This window comes from Streptomyces doebereineriae (assembly GCF_031845645.1).
GTDB lineage: Bacteria > Actinomycetota > Actinomycetes > Streptomycetales > Streptomycetaceae > Streptomyces > Streptomyces canus.
Genome location: NZ_JAVREZ010000006.1, coordinates 164,257 through 180,863, shown reverse-complemented (window position 1 = coordinate 180,863; position 16,607 = coordinate 164,257). Strand labels below are relative to the sequence as shown.

16 protein-coding genes are annotated in these 16,607 nt (G+C 70.6%); 10 read left to right on the top strand and 6 right to left on the bottom strand.

Going from position 1 to position 16,607, the window contains the following annotated elements; all coding sequences use genetic code 11:
* Positions 1 to 70 precede the first annotated feature (70 nt).
* Positions 71 to 1,600, top strand: coding sequence for a helix-turn-helix domain-containing protein (locus tag RNB18_RS19515; protein WP_311715357.1), 1,530 nt, complete (start codon positions 71 to 73; stop codon positions 1,598 to 1,600).
* A gap of 29 nt (positions 1,601 to 1,629) precedes the next feature.
* Here the strand turns inward: RNB18_RS19515 and RNB18_RS19510 are convergent, their stop codons facing one another.
* From RNB18_RS19510 to RNB18_RS19500, 3 genes are all read right to left on the bottom strand, one after another.
* On the bottom strand, positions 1,630 to 2,826 hold the full coding sequence (locus RNB18_RS19510; protein ID WP_311715356.1) for a hypothetical protein: 1,197 nt from the start codon (positions 2,824 to 2,826) through the stop codon (positions 1,630 to 1,632).
* A complete protein-coding gene (locus RNB18_RS19505; protein ID WP_311715355.1) occupies positions 2,823 to 3,305 on the bottom strand; it encodes a DUF6114 domain-containing protein in 483 nt (160 codons plus the stop codon). The genes RNB18_RS19510 and RNB18_RS19505 overlap by 4 nt, the downstream gene beginning before the upstream one ends.
* Before the next feature lie 138 nt (positions 3,306 to 3,443).
* Positions 3,444 to 4,058 (bottom strand): DUF6230 family protein, encoded by a 615-nt coding sequence (locus RNB18_RS19500; RefSeq protein ID WP_311715354.1) that lies wholly within the window; start codon positions 4,056 to 4,058, stop codon positions 3,444 to 3,446.
* A 275-nt stretch (positions 4,059 to 4,333) separates the two neighbouring features.
* Between RNB18_RS19500 and RNB18_RS19495 the strand changes: the two genes are divergently transcribed.
* The 4 genes from RNB18_RS19495 to RNB18_RS19480 all read left to right on the top strand — a co-directional run bounded on the left by RNB18_RS19495 (position 4,334) and on the right by RNB18_RS19480 (position 10,405).
* Positions 4,334 to 5,062, top strand: a complete 729-nt coding sequence (locus RNB18_RS19495) for a MerR family transcriptional regulator (RefSeq protein ID WP_311715353.1) — start codon at positions 4,334 to 4,336, stop codon at positions 5,060 to 5,062.
* Positions 5,063 to 5,194: 132 nt separating this feature from the next.
* Positions 5,195 to 6,694 carry an MFS transporter gene (locus RNB18_RS19490; protein WP_311715352.1) on the top strand — a complete coding sequence of 500 codons (1,500 nt, stop codon included), beginning with the start codon at positions 5,195 to 5,197 and terminating at the stop codon, positions 6,692 to 6,694.
* Between the two features lie 174 nt (positions 6,695 to 6,868).
* The gene (locus RNB18_RS19485) at positions 6,869 to 7,438 is read left to right on the top strand and encodes a TetR/AcrR family transcriptional regulator (RefSeq protein WP_311715351.1); all 570 of its coding nucleotides are present in this window, start codon (positions 6,869 to 6,871) and stop codon (positions 7,436 to 7,438) included.
* A 315-nt stretch (positions 7,439 to 7,753) separates the two neighbouring features.
* Entirely contained in the window at positions 7,754 to 10,405 is a 2,652-nt protein-coding gene (locus RNB18_RS19480; protein ID WP_311715350.1) for a WD40/YVTN/BNR-like repeat-containing protein, read from the top strand.
* A 34-nt stretch (positions 10,406 to 10,439) separates the two neighbouring features.
* Here RNB18_RS19480 and RNB18_RS19475 read toward each other — a convergent pair whose 3' ends face one another.
* Complete coding sequence (locus tag RNB18_RS19475; protein ID WP_311715349.1) at positions 10,440 to 10,817, bottom strand: acetyl-CoA synthetase; 378 nt, start codon at positions 10,815 to 10,817, stop codon at positions 10,440 to 10,442.
* Positions 10,818 to 11,214: 397 nt separating this feature from the next.
* Here RNB18_RS19475 and RNB18_RS19470 point away from each other — a divergent pair, with 397 nt between their 5' ends.
* Positions 11,215 to 11,607 (top strand): TOBE domain-containing protein, encoded by a 393-nt coding sequence (locus tag RNB18_RS19470; RefSeq protein ID WP_311715348.1) that lies wholly within the window; start codon positions 11,215 to 11,217, stop codon positions 11,605 to 11,607.
* A 17-nt stretch (positions 11,608 to 11,624) separates the two neighbouring features.
* On the opposite strand, the gene RNB18_RS19465 is transcribed toward RNB18_RS19470, so the two are convergent.
* On the bottom strand, positions 11,625 to 12,314 hold the full coding sequence (locus tag RNB18_RS19465) for a M24 family metallopeptidase (RefSeq protein WP_311715347.1): 690 nt from the start codon (positions 12,312 to 12,314) through the stop codon (positions 11,625 to 11,627).
* A 212-nt stretch (positions 12,315 to 12,526) separates the two neighbouring features.
* Between RNB18_RS19465 and modA the strand changes: the two genes are divergently transcribed.
* The 4 genes from modA (at position 12,527) to RNB18_RS19445 (ending at position 16,094) form a co-directional block, all read left to right on the top strand.
* A complete protein-coding gene (gene modA, locus RNB18_RS19460) occupies positions 12,527 to 13,351 on the top strand; it encodes a molybdate ABC transporter substrate-binding protein (RefSeq protein ID WP_311715622.1) in 825 nt (274 codons plus the stop codon).
* Positions 13,348 to 14,211, top strand: coding sequence for an ABC transporter permease (locus RNB18_RS19455; protein WP_311715346.1), 864 nt, complete (start codon positions 13,348 to 13,350; stop codon positions 14,209 to 14,211). Before modA ends, RNB18_RS19455 begins: the two co-directional genes overlap by 4 nt.
* Before the next feature lie 184 nt (positions 14,212 to 14,395).
* The gene (locus RNB18_RS19450) at positions 14,396 to 15,487 is read left to right on the top strand and encodes an ABC transporter ATP-binding protein (protein WP_311715345.1); all 1,092 of its coding nucleotides are present in this window, start codon (positions 14,396 to 14,398) and stop codon (positions 15,485 to 15,487) included.
* Between the two features lie 400 nt (positions 15,488 to 15,887).
* Positions 15,888 to 16,094, top strand: a complete 207-nt coding sequence (locus tag RNB18_RS19445) for a hypothetical protein (protein WP_266509228.1) — start codon at positions 15,888 to 15,890, stop codon at positions 16,092 to 16,094.
* A 45-nt stretch (positions 16,095 to 16,139) separates the two neighbouring features.
* On the opposite strand, the gene RNB18_RS19440 is transcribed toward RNB18_RS19445, so the two are convergent.
* Complete coding sequence (locus RNB18_RS19440; protein ID WP_311715344.1) at positions 16,140 to 16,577, bottom strand: DUF6299 family protein; 438 nt, start codon at positions 16,575 to 16,577, stop codon at positions 16,140 to 16,142.
* Between the last annotated feature and the right edge of the window lie 30 nt (positions 16,578 to 16,607).

The following is a 16,607-nucleotide window of genomic DNA, read 5'->3' as shown; positions in this document are numbered from 1 at the left end:
CCGCGGGGGTCCTTCACTCGAATGGACCACCCGGAATGCGCCATCTCATATCTGAGATAGCCTCGAGCTCATGGCAGACGACTACCTCGTACGCATCGGCAAGCTCATCCGTGACGCCCGGCAGCACCGGGGCTGGACACAGTCGCAACTTGCCGAGGCGCTCGGCACCAGTCAGAGCGCCGTCAATCGCATCGAGCGCGGCAACCAGAACATCAGCCTTGAGATGATCGCCCGTATCGGTGAAGCACTGGACAGCGAAATCGTCTCTCTGGGCTACGCGGGCCCCATGCATCTGCGCGTGGTCGGCGGTCGCCGGCTGTCCGGCGCGATCGACGTCAAGACGAGCAAGAACGCGTGTGTGGCCCTGCTCTGCGCCTCGCTCCTCAACAAGGGGCGCACGGTGCTGCGCAGGGTCGCCCGCATCGAGGAGGTCTACCGCCTCCTGGAGGTGCTGAGCTCCATCGGGGTCCGCACCCGCTGGATCAACGACGGAGTCGACCTCGAACTCGTGCCGCCGGCCGAGCTGAACATGGACGCCATCGACGCCGAGGCCGCCGTCCGCACCCGCTCCATCATCATGTTCCTCGGTCCGCTGCTGCACCGGATGGACGGCTTCAAGCTGCCGTACGCCGGCGGCTGCGACCTCGGCACCCGGACCATCGAGCCGCACATGATCGCGCTGCGCCGGTTCGGTCTGGAGGTCGCGGCGACCGAGGGCCAGTACCACGCGCGCGTGGACCGGGCGGTCCGCCCCGGCCGTCCGATCGTGCTGACCGAGCGCGGCGACACCGTGACGGAGAACGCGCTGCTCGCGGCCGCCCGGCACGACGGTGTCACCGTCATCCGCAACGCCTCCTCCAACTACATGGTCCAGGACCTGTGCTTCTTCCTGGAGGCCCTGGGAGTGCAGGTCGAGGGCATCGGCACCACCACCCTCACCGTGCACGGTGTGCCGGACATCGACGTGGACGTCGACTACTCCCCCTCCGAGGACCCGGTCGAGGCGATGAGCCTGCTGGCCGCGGCCGTGGTGACGGAGTCGGAACTGACCGTGCGCCGGGTGCCCATCGAGTTCCTGGAGATCGAGCTGGCGGTCCTGGAGGAAATGGGGCTCGACCACGACCGTACGCCGGAGTACTTCGCGGACAACGGCCGTACCCGGCTGGTCGACCTCACGGTCCGGCCCTCCAAGCTGGAGGCGCCGATCGACAAGATCCACCCGATGCCGTTCCCCGGGCTGAACATCGACAACGTCCCGTTCTTCGCGGCCATCGCGGCGGTCGCGCAGGGGCAGACCCTGATCCACGACTGGGTCTACGACAACCGGGCGATCTACCTGACGGATCTGAACCGGTTGGGCGGGCGCCTCCAACTCCTCGACCCGCACCGGGTGCTGGTGGAGGGCCCGACCCGCTGGCGTGCCGCCGAGATGATGTGCCCGCCGGCCCTGCGCCCCGCCGTGGTCGTCCTGCTGGCGATGATGGCGGCCGACGGCACGTCCGTGCTGCGCAACGTCTATGTCATCAACCGCGGTTACGAGGACCTGGCCGAGCGGCTCAACTCGGTGGGGGCGCAGATCGAGATCTTCCGGGACATCTGACCGCGCCACGAGAAGCCTCGCGGCCGGCTTCACCGTGGTGTGCCGTACCCGTGGATCCCCGGGATGACGAGCTGTCCGCCGGTCTGTCCGGCCTGGTCGATGTCCGCGTCGACCAGGCTGAGTCGGAGCTTGAGGCCAAGGTTCCCGATCGTGTCGTAGAGCCACTCCGGCACGGTGTCAGGGGTGAGGTGCAGGCGGAGGACGGGCGGCGTGGGAAGGCCTTGGACGCCGGCGAGGGTGCCGGTCAGGCTTTCGACATACATGGTGATGTCGCCGTCTCGCAGCGTGGAGGTGGAGCCCGGTGCTCCGTCGATGTGCTGGATCTGCGGGCCGACGGGCACCGCCATCTTCAGATCACGGATCTCGACAGCGGCTGCGGAGAACTTGAGCACCCGCCTGGGGCCGGCGGCCGTGTCCACGGTCACCACTCCGTGGAAGACGAGGTCGTGCAGTTCGAGGCGGCTCCCCCTCATCTTCCACGGCTCGTCGGAGAAGCGGCCGGCACTCGTCTCCTCGGGTGCCTTGAGCTCGCTGATGTCGCAGGCGCGGGCGGTTCCCCGGGCGGTCCCGGACGTGGACTCCGGCGGGAGCGACGGCTCGGCAGCCCGGTGGCCGGCAGGTGGCGCCGGAGTCGTGGGCAGCAGCGGGTCGGACGGTGCGGTGGCCTCGGGTGTCGGGGTGACCGAGCTCGGCGAGGGGCTTGCGTGAGGAGCCGGACTTTGCTGCTCGGCCTCGTCGTCGAGGAGGCCCAGGGGGGCGAGGATGCCCGCGAGCCCCGTGGGGGCGGAGGTCGCGCCGGCTGAAGGAGTGGGGGTGGCGGTGGCGGTGGGCGGCGGGCTCGCCGACTGGTCGGCCGCGCGTTCCGACGGCTTGCCCGACCCGACGCCGGAGTCGGTGCCGGACGTGCTGGGATCAGCGGATGACGTGGGGCTGCTTGCGGGAAGCTCCGTCGCCGGAGTGTTCTCGGGGCGGTCGCAGTCGACGCCTGCGGCCTCATCCACTTCGGAAGCGGAATGAGCCGCGATCGCGCTCGTATCGGCGGCGGGCAGGCGTTGGCTTCCGAGGATGAGGGCCGTCGGCAGCGCGGTCAGCGCGAGAGCCCTCCCGACCGGCAGGCGAAGACGCGTCAGCGGGGACGTACGGGGACCGGCGTGCCGGCCTCTCGGCGGCCTGGCGAAGCGGGGTTCCGCGGCCTGGTCGCGGGTGTCGTGTGACTGGTCCGTCATTCCCCGGCCCCCTCTTCGGGTCCGGCAGCGGCCGACGCCCCCTCGGTGGCGCCGGGCATCTCCACCGGGCGTACGTCCACCGGACCCCAGGCCAGGGCCAGGAGTCCGCCCGTGGCCGCGAGCAGCGTGCCGACGAAGAAGCCGCCGAAGTTGGAGATGGGGAGCGACAGCACGCCGAGGAATACGGCGACACAGCCGGCGAAGAACCTGATGATCGGCTGGAACCACAGGAGTCCCGCCAGGACGATCAGGGTCAGGCCGATGACCAGGGAACCGGCCCCCGCCATGGTGGACATCGCCACGGACAGGCCGCCCAGGGACAGGTTGAAGTACGGGAAGTAGATGATGGGCGCGGCGGCGAGAAGGACCAGCAGGCCGGCCCAGAAGGGGCGGGTGCGCCGCCAGGTCCTGAAGTCCCGGCGAGCGCGGGTGAAACCGCTGTCACCGTGGGCGTACGCGGGTGCGCCTGCACTCGTCATGGGGCAGCTCCCAAGTCGTGAGTGGGGGGATGGAGTTCGTGAGGGGGGATGGAGTGCGTGAGGGGGCGGGGGCGCCCTGCACCCCGGGTCGTCGCCGGTCGCTTCCGCGCACCGGAGACGACGAGGGTGGGAGCGGCCTCAGAAGCAGTCGTGGCGGCCGGCCGTGATGTTCATGTGCAGGCCCGCCAGTTCGAACGTTCCCGCGGTCGTGGCCCAGACCTTCTGGTGGGCATCGATGATCTCGACCGAGTCCGCCTGCTGGGCGTAGCCGTCGGGGTCGACGTGGTCCTTGGGGTTGACCTGACCCTTGGTCATCGACCCGGTGGCGACGCCGATGTCGACGTTGCGGAAGGTGCCCGTCTTCGCCTGGAGGTCGGTCATGTCGATGTACAGGTCCTTGGCCTTGACCGGCGTACCCGACCCGCCTGCCTTGAGCGTCATCGTGTAGGTCCCGAGCACGGGTATGTCCACCGGGACGGACTGGCACATGTCGGTGACCGTCGCGTTCTTGATCGACGAGACGGAGACGGGCACGTGCTTGCCGTTCTTGGCGACGTCCACGGTGGCGTAGTTGCCGAATCCGGTGCCGCTCAGCTTGCCGGCCGAGACCTGGAAGTCGGAACCGGAGATGCTGAACGAAGCGGCCAGTGCGCCCTGAGCCATGGAGACGGCGACTGCCGCCGTGGCGGCCACCGTCGGGACCGCACCGACGGCGAAACGCTTCCAGTGGGTCTTGCCAATGCGCTGGGACATTGTGTGGCTCTCCATTGTCGAGGCGTACGAGACGACCGGACCCGGGCTCACTGACCCGGGTCCGGGGGCGGGAGAAGAACTACGGCCGGGTGCGGCCGTGGCGACGCCGACGGCTTCCGCAGGAGCATGTTGTCCACGCGTACGGAGGAAGCGGGCACGCCGAAAGTGGCACTCGATAGCGTTACTACCGAGTACCTGATAGTGGCACTATCGAGACGGGTGGGGCAACCCTTGGTAACGCGATACTGGTGGGACAGTTGAGCGTGAGGGAGCGCATGAGGATTTCAGAGCTCAGTCGGCGGTCCGGAGTGCCGGTGGCGACCATCAAGTACTACCGACGGGAAGGCCTGCTTCCCGAGGGCCGCGCACTGAACCCGACGGCGGTCGAGTACGGCGAGGAGCACATCCAGCGACTCCGCCTGATCCGTTCCCTCATCCAGCTCGGCGGACTGTCCGTCGCCCGTACCCGTGAGGTGCTCGAAGCGGTCGACCGTCCGCTGGACGCGTTCGAGACGCTGGGCGTCGTCCACCACGCACTGCCCGTACCCTCCGCCGACAAGGCCGGGAAGGGCAGTCAGGGCAGCGGGCAGGGGGGCGGTCAGGGCGACTCCTCGCCGGACAGCGCCGCCGACGAGACGACGTCGGACGAAGGATCCGCAGCGAGGGTCGAGACCCTCATCAACAGCATGGGCTGGCAGATCTCCGGCGGGTCGCCACACCGTCCGGCGCTCGCCGAAAGCCTCGCGGCGCTGACCCGCCTCGGCGCCGACTACACCACCGACGACCTCATCCCCTACGCACGGCTCGCCACCGCCACCGCGGACCTGGATTTCATGCGACTCGAAGGGATCGACGACCGCATCGCCCTCGCCGAGCGGGCGGTGTTCCTCACCGTGCTCTTCGAGCCGGTCGTCAGGCTCCTGCGACGACTGGCCCAGGAGGACGCGAACCATCGCCGCCACCATCGCCGCGCATCGGGTGGGAGTGAGCCTCCGGCGGAATGAGCGGGACGCGGCCCGGGGACACCCGCCGCGTCGACCCCCTCACTTGCACTGTGGAAACCGATCTGTTTTCCTATCTGGAAACAGATCGGTTTCCTACCGGTGCTCGGGCATGACCAGCGACAGAGGGAAAAGATGACCACCACCTACGACCGTGGGGCGCCCGCCTCCGGGAAAACAGACCCGGGCCGCCGCGGCTCACACGCCGTCCGCTGGTGGGTGCTCGTCGTGCTGGGCGTGGCACAGCTCATGGTCACGCTCGATGCGACCGTCGTGAACATCGCGCTGCCCGCGGCGCAGCACGATCTCGGTTTCAGCGACGGCAGCCGGCAGTGGGTCATCACGGGTTACGCCCTGGCGTTCGGCAGCCTGTTGTTGCTCGGCGGCCGACTCGGCGACCTGTTCGGCCGGCGTACCACCTTCGTCATCGGCCTGGTCGGTTTCGCGGCCGCGTCCGTCGCCGGCGGGGCGGCCGGCAGCTTCGAGATCCTCGTCGCGGCACGCGTGGCCCAAGGCCTCTTCGCCGCGCTGCTCGCGCCCGCGGCCCTCTCACTGCTCAGCGTGACCTTCACCCAACCGTCCGAGCGGGCGAAGGCCTTCGGCATCTTCAGTGCGCTGTCCGGTGCGGGCGGCGCGGTCGGACTGCTGCTCGGCGGCATGCTCACCGAATGGGCGTCGTGGCGCTGGGTGATGTACGTGAACGTCGTCTTCGCGGCGGTCGCGCTGGTCGGCGCGGTGCTGCTCCTGGCCAAGCCCGCGGTCACCGAGCGGCCCAAGCTCGACATTCCGGGCACCCTCGTGGTGAGTGCCGCCCTGTTCGCCGTCGTCTACGGGTTCGCGCACGTCGAATCCACCAGTTGGACCAACCCGGTCACGCTGGGCTCCATGATCGTCGGCGTGGTGCTGCTCGCCGTATTCGTGTGGGTGGAGTCGAGGGTCGCGCATCCGCTGCTGCCGCTGCGACTCGTGCTGGACCGGACCCGCGGCGGTTCGTTCCTGGCCGTGTTCGTCGTGGGCATGGGGATGTTCTCGATCTTCCTGTTCCTGACCTACTACCTGGAGGCCAGCGTCGGCTACTCGCCGATCAAGACCGGTCTGGCGTTCCTGCCGATGGTCGGAGGGATCGTTGCCGCGGCGACCACGGCGCCTTCACTGCTGCTGCCCAGGACCGGTCCGAAGATCGTGGTCTCCGCCAGCTTCCTGGTCTCCGCGAGCGGTATGGCCCTGCTGACCCGGCTCGCGCTGGACAGCGGCTACGTCGCCGACATCATGCCCGGGATGATCCTGCTGGGTCTCGGCCTCGGCGGGGTGATGACCACCGCGTTCCAGGGCGCGACGGCAGGTGTGCACCACGAGGACACGGGCGTCGCCTCGGCGCTGATCAACACCAGCCAGCAGGTGGGCGGCTCGATCAGCACGGCCCTGCTGACCACCGTCGCCTCATCGGCCACGGCCGACTACCTGTCCTCACACAAGGCCGGCGCGCTGACCGTGGCGCAGGCCGGGGTCGAGGGCTACACGGCCACCCTGGCGTGGGGCGCCGGGTTCTTCGTGGTCGGTGCGGTGCTCGCGGCGCTCCTGATACCGAACACGCCTCTGGCGCCGTCGGAAGGCGAGCCCGTCATCGCCCATTGAGCTGCACATCGCGGGAAGTTCCGTCAACTCGGCGCCAGATCGGCGAGGTTGGCCGATGCGCCGAGGCTGACGGACACGCGGGGCAGTGCGGCGCGCGCAGCCCGGCTCCTTCCGGGGGCGAGCGCCGTAAACCGATCAGTTTTCATTTGCTCGGAATCGGGTTAACCTCGCGGTATGACCACCGAGGCGAAGTCAAGTTCCAGGGAGCGGCTGCTGGAGGCGGCGGCCAGGCTCACCTACCGGGATGGTGTCGGCATCGGTGTCGACGCGCTGTGCAAGGCGGCGAGGGTGTCCAAGCGCTCCATGTACCAGCTGTTCGAGAGCAAGGACGAACTGCTGGCCGCGAGCCTGGAGGAACGCGCCGCCGCCTTCGTGGCCGGGCTCCTGCCGCCGGCGGACGACGGCCGCTCACCGCGCGAGCGGATCCGGCACGTCTTCGAGCAGTTGGAGTCGCAGGCCGGTGCCCCCGAGTTTCTGGGCTGCCGGTACCTCACTGTTCAGGTCGAGCTCAAGGACCAGAGCCACCCCGCGAGCCAGGTGGCCCACCGGATCAAGGCGAACCTGACCGGCTTTTTCCGTTCCGAGGCCGAACAGGGCGGCGCGAGCGATCCCGACCTGCTGGCCCGCCAGCTCATCCTGGTCTTCGACGGCGCCAGCGCCCGCGCGGGAATCCAGGCCGACAACCTGACCGGGCTCGTGGCACCCACGGTGACGACGCTGCTCGACACGGCAGGCGTGCGCTGACGCGATCCTCACGGGGTCACGCCCTCGCCCCCAGCCGAATCCCGTCGGCCGTAAGGGCGTTGATGAGCATGCCGTAGGCGACGGGATGCCGAAGCTGCGCTGCACCGCCGGTTCCGGGGCCTTCCAGACCAAGCCCGGAGCAAGCCCAGTGCATCGAAAGCGACTGACCGGCAGGCCGCCAATCTCTCCCCCGATCGACGCCCCGTACACGAAGTGACAGGCCCTGGTCAAAGGCTTCCCAAGTGCCGGACACTCCCTTCCACCCATGGTCGGGTCCCAACGAAGGCCGTACGTATGCCTGTTTGGGAGGACCCCGTGTCAGCACCGACCCGTAAGAGACGATGGCTCACGACCTGGGCCATCACCGCATCCGCCGCACTCGTCGCGATACCCGCAAGCGCCGCGTCCGGCCAGAACAACAGCCCCTTCGGCGCCCGCACGCTCGCCCAACTCGCCTCCGGACGAGCGGACTCGGTGGGCGCCATGAGCCCCAAGGCGAAGGACGGCGACGGTGACGGCGACGACGGCAACGAGGCCGACGAGATAGCCGAGGGCGCGGACCAGTACGCCGAGGCGCGCACCTCGCCCGGCATCGTCGCGCCGGGCGCCTACGGCGCCGCTTGGTCCGACCTGACCAAACTGCCGAGCAGCGGCGGCAGTTGGCGCAACGTCACCGACCTGCCGTACAACTCCGACGACTCGCGCTACCGCGACATCGACTCCAACTCCAGCGGCGGCTCCGGCAACGTCACCGGCCGGATGGCAGCGATCGCCGCCGACGACGACGGGTACGTGTACGCGGGCAGTGCGGGCGGCGGCGTGTGGCGGTCCCGGTCCGGCGGCGGACACTGGCAGCCGATCAGCGACCCGCTGCCGGCCCAGTCCACCGGCGCACTCGCGCTCGACGGGACCGGCCGGCTGTGGCTGGGCACCGGCGAGGCGACGACCAACGCGGACGCCTACCTCGGCAGCGGCGTCTACGTCCTGTCCCACCCGCACCAAGGCACCTTCTCCACCCGCAGCCGGGTCGGCGGCGACGAACTGGAGTCCACTTCGATCCACGAGCTGCGCTTCGGCGGCGGCAAGGTGTGGGCGGCGACCAGCGAGGGCGTGTGGAGCCACTCCACGAAGACGCTCAAGGGCGCCTGGAAGCTGGAGTTCGCGCCCAACCCCGACTATCTGCCGGGCCGTTCGGAGGCGGACGACCCCGACGCCCCGTACAAGAACATCGCCAACGACATCGCGATCGACCCGAAGGACCCGAGCAAGGTCGTTCTCGCGGTGGGCTGGCGCAGCGGTGACGACTACAACGGCTTCTACACCAAGGGCGCGGGCGGCGCCTGGACGCGGATCACCAGCGGCCTGGGCGACCTGCCCGCCGACGCGGACGACGTCGGCAACGTCACCTTCGCCCGCTCCGCCGACGGCTCCCGCTACTACGCCATCGACCAGTCACCGGAGCAGCTGAACACCAACCCGGACAGCGGCCTGGAGGGCATCTACGTCTCCAAGTCCGGCTCCCCCACCGGCCCTTGGACGAAGATCGCCGACTACCAGGGCCTGGCCGCCGACGGCTCCGCGCTGACCACCAGCGGCTACATGCCGGGGGTGCAGGCCTGGTACAACCAGTTCCTGACGGTCGACCCGGCGAACGCGGAGCACGTGTACGCGGGTCTGGAGGAGGTCTACGAGACCAAGGACGGCGGCAGTACCTGGTCGACCGTGGGCCCGTACTGGAACTTCTCCTTCCCCTGCTGGAACATCGACCCGGCCAAGCAGACCGGTGACTGCAACCCGACCACCCACTCCGACCAGCACGGCGTGGCGATCGGCAGCTACCACGGCAAGAGCTTCGTGTACGTCGGCAACGACGGCGGCGTCTACAAGCGGCCGGTCAACGGCTCCCAGGACACCTCCGGGCACGCCACCGACTGGACCTCGCTGAACGACGGCACCATCGACACCCTGCAGTACTACTCGGTGGGCATCGGCAAGGACCTGGACCACGGCGGCGTCTCCGTCACCGGCGGCCTGCAGGACAACGGCCAGTCCCTGTTGCGCAGCAACGACAAGGTGATGGGCTCCAACTTCGGCGGGGACGGCGGCGACACGCTCACCGACCCGGCCAACGGGTGCAACATGGCCGAGGAGTACGTCTACCTCTCCATCCAGGTGACCCAGAACTGTGCCGTCAACGACGGAAGCTGGATCGACGACGCCGCCAAGGCCACGTCGTACAACGTCGCCCCGGCCGACAACGCGACCGGCGAGGCCCGCTTCATCGCCCCGCTCGCGGCCGACGCCAAGAACCCCTCGACCTGGATCGCGGGCGGCCGCCACGTGTGGGTGCAGACCCACGGCTACGCCATCCGCAGCGGCAGCGAGTGGACCAGCCTGTACGACCTCGGCGAAGGCCGCACCGCGACCGCCGTCGCCACCTCCGGCGGCAAGGTCTACGCGGCCTGGTGCGGGCCCTGCAACAACCAGGGCTTCGCCCGCGGGATCTCCGTCGGCAACACGGACGGCACCGGCTGGCACGACATCGCCCTGCCGGTGGACGGGACCGTGCCCAACCGCTACCTCAGCGGCTTCGCCGTCGACCCGAAGAACGCCGACCACGTCTACCTCACGGTCAACGGCTTCTCCCGGCAGTGGACCGAGGGACCGGGCGCGGGCGTGGGTCACGTCTTCGAGTCCAAGGACGGCGGTACCACCTGGAAGGACATCTCGAAGAACCTCCCCGACGTGCCGGCCGACTCCGCGGTCGTCACACCGAACGGCGGTCTCGCCGTGGGCACCGACCTCGGCGTCGTCTACCGGGCGCCGGGACGTACGACCTGGCAGCGCGTCGGCAACCTCCCGGCGGTCGCCGTGCTCCAGGTGAAGCTGAGCCCCGACGGCAGCACGCTGTACGCGGCCACCCACGGCCGCGGCATCTACACGATCAAGGTGCGCGACTGCGGCTGACACGGCCTGACAGGGGTGGCCCCGGCTTCCGGGGTCACCCCTGCGTCGGGTACGGCAGCACGTCCACGTGCAGCGTGAAGGCGACCCGCGCCGCGCCCGCCACGTCCGGCGCCTTCGCCCGCGCGGTGACCTCGGCCGTACCGCCCCGGGTGCCCGCGCACCGCAGCGAGGCGCGAGCCGTGCCGTCCGCGTCCACCCGCCGGCCGGACACCAGGACGAAGGCCGGCGCGGAACTGAGCACGGCCGTCCAACGCCTGTCGTCCGCCCGGGGCTCCAGGACGAGCGACACGACGGCCCCCGGCCGCAGGCACAGCCGCTGGACGACCGCGTCACCGGGGCTGAAGTGAACCTCCGCGCGCCCGGACACACAGCTCGCGGCCGAGCCGGACGGGCTCCCTCCGGTCGGGCTCATGGACGAGGACGGGGACGGAACGGCGGACGCGCGAGTCGACGCACCCCCCGACGGCTCTGTCGCACCGCCGCTCCCTCCCGAAGGCCCCGAAGGCCCTCCCGCCGATGTACCGCACGCCACCAGGACGGCCACCCCGGCTGCCGCCCACACTCCGGCCCACCATCGCATTCCGGCACCTCCTGACCCTCGTACGGACACCAGCATGCCCCTTCGACGCGGATCCGGGCCCGCTCCGCCGTGGTCAGAAGCGCTCGTGGAACCGGTCGTCCTGTCCAGGACCTCGGTGGCCTCGCGGACCCGGACGCCGGCCTGCTCGATGGCCCCCGGGCGGGAAAGCGCGGCTTCGCGCGATGATCCGGGGCGCTCCCGCCGGTGTTGATCGCCTATCTTGGCGCGTATGCAGTCCTACACGATCGGCCAGGCGGCACGTCTGCTCGGAGTGAGCCCGGACACCGCGCGGCGGTGGGCGGACGCCGGCCGGGTGGCCACCCATCGGGACGACACCGGGCGACGCCTCATCGACGGGAAGGACCTGGCCGCGTTCTCGGTGGAATTGGCCAAGAGCGGTGGCGACGAGGAGACCTCGTACACCTCGGTCCGCAATGCCTTTCCCGGCATCGTCACGGCCGTGAAGCTGGGCGATGTCGCGGCCCAGGTGGAGATCCAGGCAGGCCCGCACCGGCTGGTGTCACTGCTGACGCGGGAGGCCGTGGAGGAACTCGGCCTGGAGGTCGGGGTGGAGGCCACCGCCCGCGTGAAGTCGACGAACGTGCACATCGACCGCGCCTGAGCGGGAGTCCTGCGGGGTCAGAGGGTGAGCAGTTCCTCGTGGAAGCCCCCGAACCGCCGTTCCGTGTCGACGAGATGGATCTCCAGGATCCAGTGGCAGCGGCGTCCGGCTTTGTCGGTACGGCGCAGTGGAGTGCCGTTGGCGGGCGCGATGTACGACTCCACGTCGGCGCCGTCGATCCACTCGTGCGGGAACTCGCCGACCAGGTGGCCCGCATGCCAACCACCCAGCTTCCAGCCGGACTTGGCGGCCAGCCGCTCAATCTCGGCGTACAGGCGTGCGCCGGTGATGTCCGGGTCGGCCTCGAAGCGGCTCCGGCCCTCGGCGAAGATCTTCGGCAGGTCGCCGCGCAGTCGGTGCTTGACCGGGTCGTCGCCGAGGACGAAGGTCCGGCCGAAGTCGGCCTCGTACTCCTCGAAGATCGGGCCGAAGTCGGCGAAGACGATGTCGTCCGCGCCGATCACCCGGTCCGGCGGGTTCTCCCGGTAGGGCTCGAGCGTGTTCGGTCCGGAGCGCACGATCCGCTTGTGCCAGTGCCGAGTGGTGCCGAACAGCTCGTTCGCCAGGTCCCGGATCCGGTTGCTGACCGCCCGCTCACCCTCCCCCGGCGCCACCAGCCCGCGCTCCTCGATCTCCGCGAAGAGCCGAACGGCCTTCGCCTGAGCGTCCAGCAGCCTGGCCGCGCGCGTGGGTTCGTCGTCCGCCATGGAGGCGAACGTAATCACCGGCATCGCCACCGGCAACGGAATTGCCGCATCCCGTACATACGCACATGCCACCCTGATGAATCAGACTCCAAGCTCATGCGATGCGACAGGAGACTTTCACCTCGCATCTGCGCCATTATCGTGGATCGTGGAAGGTCCGCCAGGACCGCAGGTGAAGGTGTCCGTCAGGACCCAGAGGGAGTGGACCCATGATGACCCGTACCGCGCGTCGGAACCGCCGGACCGTGCAGGTGGCCGGGGCAGGCGCCGCCGCGCTGCTGGCCCTCAGCGCCTGCTCGTCGTCCGACTCGGGCTCCTCGTCCACGACGTCGGGCTCGTCCGGGTCCTCCTCGGACAAGCTCTCCGGCACGGTGACCGTCTTCGCCGCGGCCTCGCTCCAGGAGAGCTTCACGACTTTGGGCAAGCAGTTCGAGCGGGCCCACCCCGGCACGAAGGTGACCTTCAGCTTCGGCGGCAGCGACTCGCTCGCCGCGAGCATCACCGGCGGCGCCCCGGCGGACGTGTTCGCCTCGGCCAGCCCCAAGACGATGAAGATCGTCACGGACGCCGGGGACGCCTCCGGCACACCCGCCACCTTCGTGCGCAACCAGCTGGAGATCGCCACCCTGCCGGGCAATCCGGACAAGGTCGCGTCGCTGAAGGACCTCACGAACCCGGACCTGAAGGTCGTGCTGTGCGACAAGGAGGTGCCCTGCGGCGCCGCCGCCCAGAAGGCCCTCGACGCGAGCAGGCTGAAGCTCACGCCGGTCTCCTACGAGCAGGACGTCAAGGCCGCGCTGACGAAGGTCGAACTGAAGGAGGCCGACGCGGCCGTCGTCTACAAGACCGATGTGCACGCCGCGGGTGACAAGGTGGGGGGCGTGGAGTTCCCCGAGTCCGCCGACGCCGTCAACGACTACCCGATCACCCTGCTCAAGGACGCGCAGCACACCGACACCGCCAAGGCGTTCATCGCGCTGGTGCGGTCCGCCGAGGGCCAGAAGGTCCTGACCGGGGCCGGGTTCCTGAAGCCGTGACCCGCGCAGACCGGTCCGAGGCCGCGGCCGAGACCCTCCGGGGCGGGCCGCGGCGCCGGCGTGTCCGGACCGGTGCGGCCGGCCGCGGTGTGCCGCTGCCGTTGCTCGTGCCGGCGCTGATCGGTCTGGCGTTCCTGATCGTGCCGCTGGTCGCGCTTCTTGTACGGGCGCCCTGGCGCAGCATGCCCGAGCAGCTGACCAGCGCCGATGTGTGGCAGGCGCTTCAGTTGTCCCTGATCTGCGCCACGGCCGCCACCGCGGTGAGCCTGGTCATCGGAGTTCCGCTGGCCTGGCTGCTGGCCCGCGTCGAGTTCCCCGGCCGCGGCCTGGTCCGGGCCCTGGTGACCCTGCCGCTCGTCCTGCCGCCGGTCGTCGGCGGTGTCGCGCTGCTCATGGCGCTGGGCCGCAACGGGGTCGTGGGCAAGTGGCTCGACGCCTGGTTCGGGATCACGCTCCCCTTCACCACGGCCGGGGTCGTGGTCGCCGAGGCATTCGTCGCGATGCCGTTCCTCGTCATCAGCGTGGAGGGCACCCTTCGGGCCGCCGACCCGCGGTACGAGGAGGCGGCGACGACCCTGGGCGCCTCCCGCTTCACCGCGTTCCGCCGGGTCACGCTGCCGCTGATCGCACCGGGCATCGCTGCGGGCGCGGTACTGGCGTGGGCGCGGGCGCTGGGCGAGTTCGGCGCGACGATCACTTTCGCGGGCAACTTCCCGGGCCGTACCCAGACCATGCCGCTCGCCGTCTACCTCGCCCTCCAGAGCGACCCGGAGGCGGCCGTCGCCCTCAGCCTGGTCCTCCTGGCCGTGTCCGTGGCGGTGCTGGCGGGGCTGCGCGATCGTTGGATGACGGCGGGATGAGCGATGTGGGTGGTGGCGGGGCGGGCGGGGTCGGAGGTGGAGGGACTGCTGGAGTCGGTGATGGAGGGACTGCTGGGGCCGGTGAAGGCAGGGCCTGCGGCAGAGCGGTCCGACGGCCGAGACCAGTGACAGCCGACCGGCGGGAACCGAGAACCGCCGGCCGACGGGGAGCGGAGCGCGTCCGATGACCGAGAAGACCCAAGCCGCCGCCTCCGGCATCCGCCCCGGCATCGCCCCCGACGGCCTCGACGCCCGTCTCGTCGTGGACCGTGGCGCCTTCCGCCTCGACGTTTCGCTCACCGTCGCCCCCGGCGAGGTAGTCGCCCTCCTCGGTCCGAACGGTGCCGGCAAGACCACCGCTCTGCGCGCACTCGCCGGTCTGACCCCACTCACTGACGGTCATCTGCGGCTGGACGGCACCGCGTTGGAGCGCACGCCGCCTGAATCCCGTCCCGTCGGCGTCGTCTTCCAGGATTATCTGCTCTTCCCGCACCTCACCGCCCTCGACAACGTCGCGTTCGGCCCGCGCTGTCAGGGCGCGACCAAGGCGGTGGCCCGTGCGCGGGCCGCGGTATGGCTGGAGCGCATGGGCCTCGCCGCCCACGCGGGCGCCAAGCCACGCAAGTTGTCCGGCGGCCAGGCCCAACGCGTGGCCGTGGCCCGCGCGTTGGCGACCAACCCCCGGCTGCTGCTCCTCGACGAGCCCCTGGCCGCCCTCGACGCCCGCACCCGGCTCGAGGTCCGTGCCCAACTGCGGCGCCATCTGGCGGAGTTCGAGGCCGTCGCCGTACTCGTCACGCACGACCCGCTGGACGCCATGGTCCTCGCCGACCGTCTCGTGGTCGTCGAGCACGGCGAGGTCGTCCAGGAGGGCGCCCCGTCCCACATCGCCCGCCATCCGCGCACCGACTACATCGCCCAGTTGGTCGGCCTGAACCTCTACCGGGGCGAGGCCGACGGCCACACCGTCCGCCTCGAAGCCGGGCCCGCGCTCACCACCACGGACGACCTCTCCGGACCGGTGTTCGTCGCCTTCCCGCCGAGCGCCGTGACCCTCTACCGTGAACCGCCCGCCGGCTCCAGCGCCCGCAACCACTGGCGCTGCGAGGTGGCCGGCCTGGAGACCCACGGCGACCAGATCCGTGCCGACCTCACCGGCGAGCTTCCCCTCGCAGCGGACCTCACCACGGTGGCCGCGGCGGAACTCGACCTGCACCCGGGCGCGGAGGTCTGGGCGGCGGTGAAGGCGGCACAGACGCACGCGTATCCCGTCTGAGACGGCTGTACGGGGTCCGAGCCGTCGCCTCTCCTGGCGAGGGGGACCGGCACGCTTGGCCGCACCGCATCCCCTGAACGCCCAAAACCCGCGACCGGTCCCCCTTCACCCGAACGGCCGCCCGGACGGGCTGCCCGCCCGGCCCGTTCCTAGCGTGAGGGCATGCAGCGTGCGCCCGCCCGGCCGCCGGACCGCCGGACCGCCGGACCCGCAGACCCGCAGGCCCGCAGGCCCGCAGGCCGCAGGCCGCAGGCCGCAGGATCACCGGACCACAGCACCACACCGCAGCACCGCAGCACCGCAGCACCGCAGCAGGAGCAGACCATGACCCCGGCCAGGAGGAGCGGACCATGACGTCGCCCACGCCCGACCACCCTTCCGTCACGACGTCGGCCGTCCGATGACGGCCGCGGACCCCACCCCCGCGCTGCGCTGCGCGAGCCGGCATTCCGGCCCGCGGGACGGCGAGGAGTGCGGGGCCCGCGCCCGCTTCGAGATCTCCTGTCACGCGCGGCCACCGCTGCTCGTGTGCCCTCAACACCTGGGCCCCGCACTGCTGTTGGCCGACGGTGTGCTGTGGCCTCCGGAGATCAGACTGGTGCGGTGAGCTGCCGACGGGTGAGCGGGTCCCGCCGGCACACGTGGGCCGCGCTCAGCCCTTCGTCAACGTGACGTCCTGCTGCGCGGCCGCGTGGAAAAGGGGCAGCGGCAGGCCGCCCTCGGGGCTGAGTTCCATGAGGGTGGCCTCGACGTGGGCCTGCCCCGGTTCCAGGGCGTCGGAGCCGGGCTTGCCCGTGTTCTCCCAGCTGTGCTCCACGCCGTCGCACACCGCGCGGGTACCGCCGATGCCCTGCCGGAACAACGGGGAGCGCTGGCTCACGGAGGAGCTCACGAACACGGGACCCGTGCTGCCGCTGCAGCGGTAGGTGCCGGACAGGGTCACGGTGCCGTCCTCGGCGATACGGCCGACGGGGCCGACGGTGACGGTCTCGGACGGGTCGGCGCTCGCAGGCAGCGCCGGGGCGGCCAGCAGGAACAGCGCGGCAGCGGTGGCGAGGGCGGAGCGCAGGAGCAGGGGGCGGACGGACATGGTGTGTCTCCCGGTCGAGTGGAATGAGGG

Bases quoted from the DNA above. Each gene is read 5' to 3' on its own strand.
- RNB18_RS19495 (WP_311715353.1), top strand. From the start codon at position 4,334: ATGAGGATTTCAGAGCTCAGTCGGCGGTCCGGAGTGCCGGTGGCGACC.
- RNB18_RS19490 (WP_311715352.1), top strand. From the start codon at position 5,195: ATGACCACCACCTACGACCGTGGGGCGCCCGCCTCCGGGAAAACAGAC.
- RNB18_RS19470 (WP_311715348.1), top strand. From the start codon at position 11,215: ATGCAGTCCTACACGATCGGCCAGGCGGCACGTCTGCTCGGAGTGAGC.
- RNB18_RS19450 (WP_311715345.1), top strand. From the start codon at position 14,396: ATGACCGAGAAGACCCAAGCCGCCGCCTCCGGCATCCGCCCCGGCATC.
- RNB18_RS19485 (WP_311715351.1), top strand. From the start codon at position 6,869: ATGACCACCGAGGCGAAGTCAAGTTCCAGGGAGCGGCTGCTGGAGGCG.
- RNB18_RS19440 (WP_311715344.1), bottom strand. From the start codon at position 16,577: ATGTCCGTCCGCCCCCTGCTCCTGCGCTCCGCCCTCGCCACCGCTGCC.
- RNB18_RS19465 (WP_311715347.1), bottom strand. From the start codon at position 12,314: ATGGCGGACGACGAACCCACGCGCGCGGCCAGGCTGCTGGACGCTCAG.
- RNB18_RS19505 (WP_311715355.1), bottom strand. From the start codon at position 3,305: ATGACGAGTGCAGGCGCACCCGCGTACGCCCACGGTGACAGCGGTTTC.
- RNB18_RS19445 (WP_266509228.1), top strand. From the start codon at position 15,888: ATGACGGCCGCGGACCCCACCCCCGCGCTGCGCTGCGCGAGCCGGCAT.
- RNB18_RS19500 (WP_311715354.1), bottom strand. From the start codon at position 4,058: ATGTCCCAGCGCATTGGCAAGACCCACTGGAAGCGTTTCGCCGTCGGT.
- modA (WP_311715622.1), top strand. From the start codon at position 12,527: ATGACCCGTACCGCGCGTCGGAACCGCCGGACCGTGCAGGTGGCCGGG.
- RNB18_RS19510 (WP_311715356.1), bottom strand. From the start codon at position 2,826: ATGACGGACCAGTCACACGACACCCGCGACCAGGCCGCGGAACCCCGC.
- RNB18_RS19515 (WP_311715357.1), top strand. From the start codon at position 71: ATGGCAGACGACTACCTCGTACGCATCGGCAAGCTCATCCGTGACGCC.
- RNB18_RS19475 (WP_311715349.1), bottom strand. From the start codon at position 10,817: ATGAGCCCGACCGGAGGGAGCCCGTCCGGCTCGGCCGCGAGCTGTGTG.